At 63.6% G+C, this 13444-nt stretch carries 7 protein-coding genes and 3 pseudogenes; 5 read left to right on the plus strand and 5 right to left on the minus strand.

The features are described 5' to 3' along the window. Positions 1-57 precede the first annotated feature (57 nt). Positions 58-1027 (minus strand): annotated as a pseudogene (locus tag ACTGJ9_RS04505) (aliphatic sulfonate ABC transporter substrate-binding protein). Between the two features lie 185 nt (positions 1028-1212). On the opposite strand from ACTGJ9_RS04505, the gene ACTGJ9_RS04510 reads away from it, so the two are divergent. Then, positions 1213-4002, plus strand: coding sequence for a [protein-PII] uridylyltransferase (locus ACTGJ9_RS04510; protein WP_456676098.1), 2790 nt, complete (start codon positions 1213-1215; stop codon positions 4000-4002). A gap of 70 nt (positions 4003-4072) precedes the next feature. On the opposite strand, the gene ACTGJ9_RS04515 is transcribed toward ACTGJ9_RS04510, so the two are convergent. Then, on the minus strand, positions 4073-4603 hold the full coding sequence (locus ACTGJ9_RS04515) for a methylated-DNA--[protein]-cysteine S-methyltransferase (RefSeq protein WP_456676099.1): 531 nt from the start codon (positions 4601-4603) through the stop codon (positions 4073-4075). A 90-nt stretch (positions 4604-4693) separates the two neighbouring features. On the opposite strand from ACTGJ9_RS04515, the gene ACTGJ9_RS04520 reads away from it, so the two are divergent. From ACTGJ9_RS04520 to ACTGJ9_RS04530, 3 genes are all read left to right on the plus strand, one after another. After that, positions 4694-5056, plus strand: a complete 363-nt coding sequence (locus ACTGJ9_RS04520) for a DUF1304 domain-containing protein (RefSeq protein ID WP_456676100.1) — start codon at positions 4694-4696, stop codon at positions 5054-5056. A gap of 148 nt (positions 5057-5204) precedes the next feature. Further along, entirely contained in the window at positions 5205-6446 is a 1242-nt protein-coding gene (locus ACTGJ9_RS04525) for an ABC transporter substrate-binding protein (protein WP_456676101.1), read from the plus strand. Positions 6447-6606: 160 nt separating this feature from the next. Continuing rightward, positions 6607-7833, plus strand: a complete 1227-nt coding sequence (locus tag ACTGJ9_RS04530) for an ABC transporter substrate-binding protein (protein ID WP_456676102.1) — start codon at positions 6607-6609, stop codon at positions 7831-7833. 57 nt (positions 7834-7890) lie between these two features. On the opposite strand, the gene ACTGJ9_RS04535 is transcribed toward ACTGJ9_RS04530, so the two are convergent. Beyond that, complete coding sequence (locus ACTGJ9_RS04535) at positions 7891-8316, minus strand: DUF1330 domain-containing protein (RefSeq protein ID WP_456676103.1); 426 nt, start codon at positions 8314-8316, stop codon at positions 7891-7893. A 166-nt stretch (positions 8317-8482) separates the two neighbouring features. Here ACTGJ9_RS04535 and ACTGJ9_RS04540 point away from each other — a divergent pair. Continuing rightward, a pseudogene (locus ACTGJ9_RS04540) lies at positions 8483-10683 on the plus strand (transglycosylase domain-containing protein); the annotation flags it as partial. Positions 10684-10982: 299 nt separating this feature from the next. On the opposite strand, the pseudogene ACTGJ9_RS04545 reads toward ACTGJ9_RS04540, so the two are convergent. Continuing rightward, positions 10983-11821, minus strand: a pseudogene (locus ACTGJ9_RS04545) (M48 family metallopeptidase). Positions 11822-12038: 217 nt separating this feature from the next. Further along, a complete protein-coding gene (locus ACTGJ9_RS04550; protein ID WP_456676104.1) occupies positions 12039-13367 on the minus strand; it encodes a polyhydroxyalkanoate depolymerase in 1329 nt (442 codons plus the stop codon). Positions 13368-13444 lie beyond the last annotated feature (77 nt).

Here is a 13444-nt window from a genome sequence, read left to right on the forward strand (position 1 = left end):
CGCCGATCCGGGACGACGGCGGAGTTTGGTGCACGCGCGTGCCCTCTTCTGCGAAAACTAATTCGTCGGCAGCGCGACCTGCTCGTCGATTAGGGCATCCAGCGTCGCCTTCACGTCGACCTTGGCATCGACGACGCCGGCCTGTTGCAGGGCGAGGCCGGCGGCGAGGATCGACTCGCGCTGGGGCGCGCCGATGCGGCTGTGGGTGAGCTCGGTGCGCTCCTTGAGCTGCTTGTCCACGACGGCTTCCGGCAGCTTGGTCACGGCGATGAAAGTCTTCTTCAGCTCGTCGTAATTCGCCAGCGAATATTTCCGCGCCTCCTCATACACCGCGAGCACGCGGCGGGCGGCGTCCGGATAGTCCTTCAGAAACTGCTCGCGCACATTGAGGATGCCCCAAGTGTTGGCGTCGGCCTTGCGGTAGAACAGCTTCGCGCCCTCCTCGACCTCGGCCTGCGCCATCATCGGATCGAGGCCGGCCCAGGCATCGACGTCGCCGCGGATCAGCGCGGTCTTGCCATCGGCGTGCTGCAGCAGCACCGGGGTGATATCCTTCGGTGAGACCCGCGCTGAGCAGCGCGCGCACCAGGAAGATGTGAGGATCGGTGCCGCGCGTCACCGCGACGCGCTTGCCCTTGAGATCGGCAACGCTTGCGATTTTGGAATCCTTGCCCGTGACCAGCGCGGTCCACTCGGGGCGCGAATAGACATAGATCGACTTGATCGGGTTGCCGTTGATGCGTGCGACCAGGGCTGCCGAACCCGCGGTCGAACCGAAATCGATCGAACCGGCATTGAGGAATTCGAGCGCCTTGTTGGAGCCGGCCGACTGCACCCAGGTGATGGTGATGTCGTCCTTGGCGAACTCCTTCTCCAGCAGGCCCTTCTGCTTCAGGACCATCGACACCGGATTGTAGGTCGCCCAGTCGATGCGGATTTCCTTGAGCGGATCAGCGGCCCGCGCCGCGGGGGTTACAGCGAGCGCCACGGCTCCCGCCAAGAGAATGCGTCGTGAAATCCCGATCATGCCCAGCTCCTTGAAATTTCGTTGTTTTTCAACGAGTTATATCTAGAAATCAACCAGAAAATCCCACCCTGAAAGCGTAACGGCCGAGAACAACTTTGCCCAAAGCGGCCGTTTTGCAGCATGGAACGACTATTGCTAGAGAATGGCGGGTGACAGCGCCTGTCGCCTCTTATATCCGGTGAGGCATGGACAGCGTTGCGACCGAGCACAAGCCACCCGCGGATGATCGCTTCGACACCGCGCGGATCACCGCCGCGGTCGATGCGCTTGCCGAAAAGCACAGGGGACGCGAGGACGCGTTCCGCACCGCGACCGCGCAACTGCTCAAAGCCGAGCTGTTCGCCGCGCGCGCCGCAGCGCAGGCAATCCTGCTGAAGGACCGCCATGGCCGCCGCTGCGCCGAGCGGCTGTGCCACGTCCAGGATGAGATCATCCGCATCCTCTATTCGGCCGCGACCCGTCATCTCTACCGCTCGCCGATCCCGAGCGGGGCGGAGCGCATGGCGGTGGTCGCGACCGGCGGCTATGGCCGCGGCCTGATGGCCCCCGAATCCGACATCGATCTGTTGTTTATCCTGCCTTACAAGCAGACGGCCTGGGGCGAGCAGGTCGCCGAAGCCATTCTCTATTGCCTCTGGGACATGGGGCTGAAGGTCGGCCACGCCACGCGCTCGGTCGATGAATCGATCCGGCAGGCGCGCGGCGACATGACCATCCGCACCGCGATCCTGGAGACGCGCTTCCTCACCGGCGACCAGCCGCTCTATGACGAGCTCGTCGCACGCTTCGACAAGGAAGTGGTGCAGGGCACCGCGTCCGAATTCGTCACCGCCAAGCTCGCCGAACGCGAGGAGCGGCATCGCCGCGGCGGCCAGTCGCGCTATCTGGTCGAGCCCAACGTCAAGGACGGCAAGGGCGCGCTGCGCGACCTGCACACGCTGTTCTGGATCGCCAAATACGTCTATCGCGTCCGCGATACCGACGAGCTCGCCGAGCGCGACGTGTTCGACGCGCAGGAATACCGCACCTTCCGGCGCTGCGCCGACTTCCTGTGGTCGGTGCGTTGCAATCTGCATTTCTACTCCGGCCGCGCCGAAGAGCGCCTCTCCTTCGATCTCCAGCGCGAGATCGCGGTCCGGCTCGGCTACACCTCGCATCCCGGCATGCAGGACGTCGAGCGCTTCATGAAGCACTACTTCCTGGTCGCCAAGGAAGTCGGCAATCTCACCGCCATCCTCTGTGCCAAGCTCGAGGACCAGCAGGCCAAGCCCGCACCGGTGCTGAGCCGGATGATGGCGCGGCTGCGCCCCACGCCTGCGAAGCGGCGCGTGCCTGACAGCGACGACTTCATCGTCGACAACAACCGCATCAACGTCGCCGCGCCCGACGTCTTCAAGCACGACCCGGTCAATCTGATCCGCATCTTCCGCCTGGCGCAGAAGAACAACCTCGCCTTCCACCCGGACGCGATGCGCGACGTGACGCGCTCGCTCGGCCTGATCAACGCGCAGATGCGGGAAAACCCCGAGGCCAACCGGCTGTTCATGGAGATCCTGACCTCCGACAATGCCGAGATCGTGCTGCGGCGGATGAACGAGACCGGCGTGCTCGGCCACTTCATCCGCGCCTTCGGCAAGATCGTCTCGATGATGCAGTTCAACATGTATCATCACTACACCGTCGACGAGCATCTGATCCGCTGCGTCGGCTTCCTCCAGGACATCGAGCGCGGCGGCGCCGAGGAATTTACGCTCGCCAGCGACCTGATGCGCAAAATTCGCCCCGAGCACCGTTCGGTGATCTACATCACGACGTTGCTGCACGACATTGCCAAGGGACGGCCCGAGGATCATTCGATCGCAGGCGCCAAGGTCGCGCGCCGGCTCTGTCCGCGGCTCGGCTTCAGCGCGGCCGACACCGAGCTCGTAGCCTGGCTGATCGAGGAGCATCTCACGATGTCCACGGTCGCGCAGTCGCGCGATCTTTCCGACCGCAAGACCATCGAGAATTTCGCCGCCGTGGTGCAGTCGGTCGAGCAGATGAAGCTGCTCACGATCCTGACAACCGCCGACATCCGCGGCGTCGGTCCGGGCGTGTGGAACGGTTGGAAGGCACAGCTGCTGCGCTCGCTCTATTACGAGACCGAACCGGTGCTGACCGGCGGCTTCTCGGAGGTCGACCGCGGCAAGCGCCTCACGGCCGCCTACGCCGAATTCCGGCACGCCTTCGCCGAATGGCCGGCGGACGAGCTCGATGCGTATATCGGCCGGCACTATCCGGCCTACTGGCTCAAGGTCGAGCTGCCGCGCAAGATTCGCCACGCCCGTTTCGTGCGGTCAAGCGAACAGGCCGGCCACAAGCTCGCGATCAATGTCGGCTTCGACGAGGTGCGCGGCGTCACCGAGCTCACCATCTTCGCCGCCGACCATCCCTGGCTGCTGTCGATCATTGCAGGTGCCTGCGCTTCGGCCGGCGCCAACATCGTCGACGCCCAGATCTACACCACGACCGACGGCCGCGCGCTGGACACGATCTCGATCTCCCGGGAATACGACCGCGACGAGGACGAGGGCCGGCGCGCCACGCGAATCGGCGAGATGATCGAGGATGTGCTGGAAGGCAAGCTGCGCCTGCCCGAAGTGGTGGCGCGGCGCACCGTGCGCAGCAAGGCGCGGCCTTTCGTGATCGAGCCGGAAGTGACCATCAACAACCAGTGGTCCGACCGCTACACCGTAATCGAGGTGTCCGGCCTCGACCGCCCCGGCCTGCTCTACGAACTGACCACCGCGATCTCGAAGCTCAACCTCAACATCGCCTCGGCGCATGTCGCGACCTTCGGCGAGCGCGCCCGCGACGTGTTCTACGTCACCGACCTGCTCGGCGCGCAGATCAACGCCCCGACCCGCCAGGCTGCGATCAAAAGCGCGCTGACCCACGTAATGGCCGGCGAAAAGGCGGTTCAGCCGGCGGCGTAATTCGTCATTCCGGCGCCCGCGCAGCGGCGAGCCCGGAATGACAACGGAGAGAGGTCCGCGCGCAACGCCTTCAGGCCTCCACGCCCTCGTGCCGCAGCAGCCAGCGTTTGCGCTCGAGGCCGCCGCCATATTTCACCAGCGAACCGTTCGCGCCGATCAGGCGGTGACACGGCAGCACCACGCTGATCGGGTTGGAGCCATTGGCGTGCCCGACCGCGCGAATGGCGCTGGGCATCTCGATCTTCGCGGCAAGCGCGCCGTAGCTCATGGTGGTGCCGGCTGGAATCTTCGCCAGCGCGGTCCAGACCTTTTGCTGGAATGGTGTGCCGGCGATACGCCATTCGATGCGTGAGAGCTGGCCAAGGTCGCCCTCGAAGTAAGCCGACAGCGCGGCCTTCATCGCGCTCGGCGCAGACTGATCAACCAGATCCACCGCGTCATGATGCAGGCGCAGGAGTTCGCGCATGCGGTGCTCGTAATCGTCCCAATCGAGCGCGCGCAATGCGCCATCGGCATCGGTGACGAGCAAGGCGACCCCGATCGGCGTCGCCAGCCGATCGAGGCCGAAACGTTCAGGGGTCCTGGTTGATCGAGCGCCCATTGCGATACCGTTGCTTCGAAGCACGCTTCGCACTTGCCATGCCGGCCATGCTAACGTCCACCCGAAAGCTGACGCTTTTGGGGGCTCAACTTGATTCTGATCGCCAATATCCTGGTGGCGCTGGTCGCCGCACTGCACGCCTACTTCCTGATCCTGGAGATGTTTCTGTGGGACAAGCCGCTTGGCTTGAAGACATTCCGCAATACGCCTGAGAAGGCCGGGATCACGAAAGTGCTGGCGGCCAATCAGGGCCTCTATAACGGCTTCCTCACCGCCGGCCTGATCTGGGGCCTGGTGCATGGCAACCCGGCCTTTGCGTTCCAGATCAAGGTTTTCTTCCTGATCTGCGTGATCGTGGCCGGTGCTTATGGTGCCATGACCGTCAGCGCGCGCATCCTGATCGTGCAGGCGCTGCCGGCCGCGATCGCACTGGCTGCATTGTTCGTGACCTGAGACCTCGGCCTGAGACGCTGCGGCGCCGCACCGTGATCCCTGCGCGGCGCTTGCCCTTCCTCCACACTCTTGGACAACGATGGCGACCGTTGCAATCAACGGGAAAAGACCGTCGGCCGGAAAATTCCGTCAGGAGGAACAACCCACCATGAGCAATCGCAGAGCCTTCATCGCTGCCACGGCGGCGCTCGCCTTCGCGTTCCCCGTCAGCCAAGCCTTCGTAAGTCAAGCCTTCGCCCAGAAGAAATACGACACCGGCGCGAGCGACACCGAGATCAAGATCGGTCAGACCGTGCCGTTCTCCGGTCCCTATTCTGTCTACGCCAATATCGGCAAGACGCAGGCCGCCTACTTCAAGATGATCAATGATCAGGGCGGCATCAACGGCCGCAAGATCAACCTGATCCAGTATGACGACGCCTATTCGCCGCCGAAGACGGTCGAGCAGGTGCGCAAGCTCGTCGAGGGCGACGAGGTGCTGTTCACCTTCCAGATCATCGGCACGGCCGCCAATGCTGCCGTGCAAAAATATCTCAACGGCAAGAAGGTGCCGCAGCTCCTCGCCTCGACGGGCGCTGCGCGTTTCAACGATCCGCAGAACTATCCGTGGACCATTGCCTACAATCCCAACTACGTCTCCGAGGGACGCATCTACGCCAAATACATTCTCAAGGAGCATCCGAACGCCAAGATCGGCGTGCTCTACCAGAACGACGACATGGGCCGCGACTATCTCGCCGGCCTGAAGAGCGGCCTCGGCGACAAAGCCGCCAGCATGATCGTCGGCGAGGTCTCCTACGAGGTGACCGACCCGACGGTGGATTCGCAGGTGGTGAAGCTGAAGTCGATGGGGGCCGATCTTTTCTACGATGCCTCGACACCGAAGTTCGCGGCTCAGGCAATCAAGAAGGTGGCCGAGCTCGGCTGGACGCCGGTGCACATTCTCGACATCAATGCGAGTCCGATCTCGGCGACGCTGAAGCCGGCCGGCCTCGACATCTCCAAGGGCATCATCTCGACCCAGTACGGCAAGGAGCCCGGCGATCCCCAGTGGAAGGACGATCCGGGCGTGAAAGCCTTCTTCGCCTTCATGGACAAGTATTTCCCGGAAGGGGACAAGCTCAACACCGTCAACACCTACGCCTATTCGGTGGCGGAGTTGCTGACGCAGGTGCTGAAGCAGTGCGGCGACGACCTGTCGCGCGAGAACGTCATGAAGCAGGTCGCCAACATCAGGGACTTCACCCCGAGCTTTGCGCTGCCCGGCATCAAGATCAACACCGGGCCGAACGACTACCGCGTCAACAAGCAGATGCAGATGATGAAGTTCAACGGCGAACGCTGGGAGCTGTTCGGCCCGATCATCGAGGACTCCGGCCCGACGGGCTAGCAACTGCATAGGGTGGGTTATGTAACCCACCCTACGAACTGCGGGCGCCTCCCCACCTTGCGTTGCAGCAAGCACTCCTCCACACTCGCCCCTAGCGGTGGCGCCGGACGCGCAGTGCGTGCGGCAGACCATTGGCAATAACAGATTGAGGAAATTGCGAATGAGGGAAGGAATTCTGCACTTGGCCACGGCAACGGCGCTGACCATGGCGCTGTCGGTCTCTGCGGCCAATGCCCAGAAGAAATATGATCCGGGCGCCACCGACACCGAAATCAAGGTCGGACAGACCATGCCGTTTTCGGGACCGGCGTCGGCCTATTCGTCGATCGGCAAAACCCAGGCCGCCTATTTCAAGATGATCAACGACCAGGGCGGCATCAACGGGCGCAAGATCAATCTGATCCAGTACGACGACGCCTATTCGCCACCGAAAGCCGTGGAGCAGATCCGCAAGCTGGTCGAGAGCGACGAGGTGCTGCTGACCTTCCAGATCATCGGCACGCCCGTGAACGCGGCCGTCCAGAAATATCTCAATTCCAAGAAAGTGCCGCAGCTGTTCGCGGCCACCGGCGCTTCGCGGTTCACCGACCCCAAGAACTTCCCGTGGACCATGGGATACAATCCGAATTACTTCGTCGAGGGCCGCATCTACGGCCAGTACATTCTGAAGGAGCATCCGAACGCGAAGATCGGCGTGCTCTATCAGAATGACGACCTCGGCAAGGACTATCTGAACGGCATCAAGGCCGGCCTCGGCGACAAAGCCGCCAAGATGATCGTGACGGAAGCGTCCTACGAGGTCTCCGATCCCACGGTCGATTCGCAGATCCTCAAGATCAAGGATGCCGGTGCAGATCTGTTCTTCAGCGCCACCACGCCGAAGCAGGCCGCACAGGCGATCAAGAAGATCGCCGAAATGGGCTGGCATCCGGTCCAGATCGTCGACATCAACGCCACCTCGGTCGGCGCGGTGCTGAAGCCCGCGGGCCTCGATGCTGCCAAGGGCCTGATCAGCGTCAACTACGGCAAGGAGCCGCTGGATCCGACCTGGAAGGACGACGCCGGTCTGAAGAAGTATTTCGACTTCATGGCCAAGTATTATCCGGATGGCGACAAGGATTCGAACTTCAACACCTATGGTTATGGCACCGCCCAGCTCCTGGTCCATGTCCTGAAGCAGTGCGGTGACGACCTGACGCGCGAGAACGTCATGAAGCAAGCCGCTTCCCTGAAGGACGTCACCAGCGACGTCGCGCTGCCCGGCATCAAGGCCAACACCTCGGCGACCGACTACCGCGTCAACAAGCAGCTTCAGATGATGAAGTTCAACGGCGAGCGCTGGGAGCTGTTCGGCCCGATCCTGGAGGACGCAGGTCCGGCGGGTTAGCCGCCGAGCTCTGAATCCAATCGGCGGCCTGCGGGCCGCCGATTTTTTTCGGAGGGTCTACGTCGGTATCTCGCCAAAGTTCTTCCCCACCGGCAGCACCGCATGCCGGATCAGGCGCGAATCCTCGACGGCCGCCTGGCGGTGCTTGACCGCCTCGCGATAGACGGGGTCGCGGATCATCTCGACGAAGGCGGCGACGCCGGGGTATTCGGCGATGAAGCAGTGATCCCAGCGCTCCTGTTGCGGACCGATCAGCATCAGCTCGAACCTGCCCTGCCAGACGATGCGGCCGCCGAGGCGTTCGAACACCGGACCGCTTTCGCGGCCATAGGCCGCATAGGCTTCCGCGCCGCTGGCCTTGCGGCCGTCGGGATAGGCTGCGTCCTTGCGCAAGCGCACCAGGTTGAGCATGTGGATCGGGCCGGGACGGTCGTTGTCCCGGAATTGCGCGAAGATCTCCTTGGTCGGATCGATGTGGCCCATGCGAGTTCCCTTCTTTTTTATGGCCGCGATCCTAGCCCTGCCGCGGAGCGAGCGGAACTGCGGCGAGGAATGCCGCACCTCCTAATCAGACGTTAAGGACAGCGTAACGGGCCCTTAAACCCCGGCCGCTAGCGTGCGGCGGGGCGGGATGAGCGGGCGTTTGCGTATGGGATCGGGAAAGAAAAAGGGTGGGCGGAAGGAGCCGTTGTTCGGCTTGCCCGGGGCGCTCGCCGATCTGCGCCTGACGGCGGCCGATCGCATTCCCGGCGGCGAGAAGGCGAAAAAATCCGCGACCAAGCGCAAAGCCGAACCATCCGACGACGAGCCGCCGCGCGAGCGGAAGGCGCTACCGAGCCGCAGCGGCGCCAGGCGCCGGTCGAAATCATCCATCAGCGCGGGCCTCGGCCGCCTCGTCTATTGGGGCGCCGTGCTGAGCCTGTGGGGCGTGATCGCCGTGATCGGCGTGGTGATCTGGGTCGGTGCCCATCTGCCCCCGATCCAGTCGCTGGAAATTCCCAAGCGGCCGCCGACGATCCAGATCGTCGGCATGGATGGCAGCGTGCTGGCCCAGCGCGGCGAGATGGCCGGCGCCAACGTGTCGCTGAAGGACCTGCCGCCCTATCTGCCCAAGGCCTTCATCGCGATCGAGGACCGCCGCTTCTATTCGCATTTCGGCATCGATCCCATCGGCATCCTGCGCGCCCTCGTTACCAACGTGCTCCATCGCGGCGTGTCGCAGGGCGGCTCGACGCTGACGCAGCAGCTCGCCAAGAACCTGTTCCTGACCCAGGAGCGCACCATGGCGCGCAAGCTGCAGGAGGCGGAGCTCGCGATCTGGCTGGAGCGCAAGCACTCCAAGAACGAGATTTTGGAGCTCTATCTCAACCGGGTCTATTTCGGCTCCGGCGCCTACGGCGTCGAAGCCGCCGCGCAAAAGTATTTCGGCAAGCCGGCGAAGAACGTGACGGTGGCAGAAGCCGCGATGCTGGCCGGCCTGGTCAAATCGCCCTCGCGCCTCGCGCCGAACCGCAACCCCGAGGAGCCGAGCAGCGCGCGCAGATCGTGCTCGCGGCGATGGCGGATGCAAAATTCATCACCGAAGCGCAGGCCCAGGCTTCGATCGGCCATCCCTCCTACAATGTGAAGCCGGTCGGCGCCGGCACCGTGAACTACGTCGCCGACTGGATCGGCGAAGTGCTGGACGACCTCGTCGGCCAGATCGACGACAGCATCAAGGTCGAGACCACGATTGATCCGAAGCTCCAGGCCGTGGCGGAAGCCGCCGTCATCGACGAGCTCGCGGCCAAGAGCGTGAAGTTCAATGTCAGCCAGGGCGCGCTGGTGGCGATGACGCCGGACGGCGCGGTCCGCGCCATGGTCGGCGGCCGGAATTATTCCGACAGCCAGTACAACCGCGCGGTCACCGCGAAACGCCAGCCGGGCTCCTCGTTCAAGCCGTTCGTGTATCTCACGGCGATGGAGCAGGGCCTGACGCCCGACACCGTCCGTCAGGATGCGCCAATCGAGGTCAAGGGCTGGAAGCCCGAGAACTACACCCATGAATATTTCGGCGCGGTGACGCTGACCCAGGCGCTGGCGATGTCGCTCAACAGCGTCGCCATCCGCCTCGGCCTCGAGGTCGGGCCGAAGAACGTGGTGCGCACGGCGCACCGGCTCGGCATTTCCTCGAAGCTCGAGCCCAACGCCTCGATCGCGCTCGGCACCTCGGAAGTGTCCGTCGTCGAGATGGTCGGCGCTTACGCGCCGTTCGCCAACGGCGGCTTCGCAGCTGTGCCGCATGTGGTGACGCGGATCAGGACGCTGGACGGCAAGCTGCTCTACATGCGGCAGCCCGACGAGCACAATCAGGTGATCGAGCCGCGCTATGTCGGCATGATGAACACGATGATGCGGGAGACGCTGATCTCCGGCACAGCCAAGAAGGCCGAGATCCCCGGTTGGCAGGCGGCCGGCAAGACCGGCACCAGCCAGGACTACCGTGATGCCTGGTTCATTGGCTACACCGCCAACCTCGTCACCGGCGTCTGGCTCGGCAATGACGACAACTCGCCGACCAGGAAGGCGACCGGCGGCGGCCTGCCGGTGGAAGTCTGGACCCGCTTCATGCGCGCCGCGCACGAGGGCGTACAGGTGGCGGCCCTGCCGAACCTGCAAAGCAATTGGGGGCCGGCGAACCTCGTGCAGATCTCATCGCAGGTGTCGGCGCCGACACCGGCGGCGCCCGGACCTGGAGCTGCGCCGGTCAGCAATGGCGGCTATCGCTCACCGCCGCCGGCGCGCGCCAATGCGCGGCCAGAGGCGGCCGCGGGGCTTGATGGCTGGCTGATGGACCGGTTGTTCGGCGGAATCGGTAAGCTTCGGCCTGAGGTCTCGGTCGCCTCAGAACAAAAACCGCGAAACAACCCCATGCACAGTAGGCGCGCTGGTGCGCGGTGGATTGTTCGATCCGGCGGGGTAAAGATAGCGACAGCCGCGCGAGGCGCTGACATCGCGTCAATTTCCGCTGTCATTCCCCGCGAAGGCGGGGAATCCAGTACGCCGCGGCCTCTCGGTTCGACAACAACCGACTCTGGAATACTGAATCGCCCGCTCCAGGGCGCAAGAGCGCACAAGGCGGGCGATGACAGCTTTGCTGGGCTACCGTCCTAATCCTCGACGCCGTACCGGTGCAGGTCATTCCCGTAGGTGTCGAGCCACTTCTTGGCACGCTCCATCGAGGGGCAGATCTTGCCGCAGACGCGCCAGAAGCGGGCGGAGTGGTTCATCTCGACGAGATGGGCCACTTCATGCGCGGCGAGGTAGTCGAGCACGAAGGGCGGCGCCAGAATCAGGCGCCAGGAGAACGATAGCGAGCCCGCCGAAGTGCAGGAGCCCCAACGGCTTGACTGATCCCGGATCGAGAGCCGCTTCACCTTGACGCCGAGCTCGACGGCATGGGTCTGTGACGAACGCTGCAAATCGTGGCGCGCCTCGCGCTTGAGGAAGTCGCTGACACGCCGATCGACGTGCTCGAGGCCGCCGGCGACGCAGAGAATGCGTTCGCCGCTGTCGCGAATCTCGGTCCACACCGTTCCGCGCGCACCGGCGCGATGCACGATGCGATGGGCAACGCCGCGGAGCGGTATCACTGTGCCAGGCTGGAACGGTGCAGCTTTCGGCAAACGACCAAGACGCGCCGCGATCCACGCACCGTGACGCTGCGCAAACTCCTTGGCTTCGGCGAGCGTGCCACGCGGCGGGATCGTGAGGATCGCTTCGCGGTCGCTCGGATGAATTCTGAGCGTGTAACGGCGCGCTCGGCGGTGCCTGCGCAGCCGATCGCGAAAAATTGCGATCCATGAGTGATGACGAGGGTCTTCGGTTCGTGGGGCCGCCGATAAAGGAGCGCGCGAGTGGCCATGTCTGTCAGTCCAGGGAGCAAGAGTTCGCCCGGATTCTGCCATAACCGCCGCCACGGAAAGCGCTCGGCGCAAAAACAAATCATTTGCCCAATATACAGGGGTCTGGCGTCTGGAAGACCCTACAGACTGGGGTTGGAACCCTAATTTTTCGCCCCCGCTGGGCGCATGTGGTACCCCCAAGGGATGAGGGCGCACTCACTCCTACAAAGCTACCTAAATACCGCGAATCTGACGGGAACCGGACCCTGCCGACGCCCCCGACAAGCCCTCAATTTTCGCCGGGAAAGCCGAAATACCCGCCTATTCCGCTGCAAGCGCCTGCAACGAACTCGGATTCGCAGCCGAGACCATGAAATCATGGATGCGCGGCACGATTTCCGACTTGAAGCGCGAGCCGTTGAACACGCCGTAATGTCCGACGCCCTTCTGAACGTAATGAACGCGGCGATGATCCGGGATCGAGCTGCACAATCCGTGCGTTGCTTCGGTCTGACCGAGACCTGAGATGTCGTCCTTCTCGCCTTCGACCGTCATCAACGCAACGCGCGTCACCTTGGAAGGATCGACGCGAGTTCCACGATGCATCATCTCGCCCTTCGGCAGCGAATGCTTCACGAACACGGTGTCGACCGTCTGCAGATAATACTCGGCCGACAGGTCCATGACCGCGAGATACTCGTCATAGAAGTCGCGATGCTTGTCGACGAGGTCGCCGTCGCCCTTCACCAGATTGGCGAACAGGCGCTTGTGAGCGTCCATGTGGCGATCGAGGTTCATGCTGATGAACCCGTTCAGCTGCAGGAAGCCCGGATAGACGTCGCGCATCATGCCCGGATGCGGGAACGGCACCTTGGTGATGACGGTGTTGCGGAACCAGTCGATGCCGCGCTCCTGCGCGAGCTGGTTCACCCCGGTCGGATTGCGGCGGGTGTCGATCGGCCCGCCCATCAGCGTCATCGAGGTCGGCACGAAAGGATCGCGACGCGCTTCCATGATCGAGACGGCTGCGACGACGGGCACGGAGGGCTGGCACACCGCCAGCACATGGGTGTTGCCACCGAGGACGTGCAGCATCTCGATGACGTAGTCGATGTAGTCGTCGAGATCGAAGCGACCGTCGCTCAAGGGCACCATGCGGGCGTCGGCCCAGTCGGTGATGTAGACCTCATGCGCCGGCAGGAAGGCCTCGACCGTGCCCCGGAGCAGCGTCGCGTAATGGCCGGACATCGGCGCCACGATCAGCACGCGCGGCTGCGGGCTGCGCAGCGGTCGGGCGAACTTGCGATCGAAGTAGAGCAGCTTGCAGAACGGCTTTTCCCAGACCGAGCGGACCTCGACGGGGACGCGGATGCCGTTGACCTCGGTGTCGTTGAGGCCCCATTCCGGCTTGCCGTAGCGGCGCGTGGTGCGCTCGAACAATTCGCAGGCCGCAGCCACCGATTTGCCGACCTCGGTGCGCGCCCAGGGATTCAGCGGATTCTGAAACAGCAGCTTGGTCGCGTCGGTGACGGCGCGTGCCGGATTGAGAGAGGCCTGCGCCATCTCGTACATCCAGTACATCGGCGTCGTCAGGACCGGGCTGCCTTCATTAGCCTGGAGCGGTACGCCGCCAAACTCACCAATCGGCATGATCAAATTCCTCTTCGCATCGCAGCATACTGCCGAATGCGTAATATTGCGTCAATGCATGGTTCCGTACATCTACG

The organism is Bradyrhizobium sp. RDM12, from assembly GCF_051917485.1.
Taxonomy (GTDB): domain Bacteria; phylum Pseudomonadota; class Alphaproteobacteria; order Rhizobiales; family Xanthobacteraceae; genus Bradyrhizobium.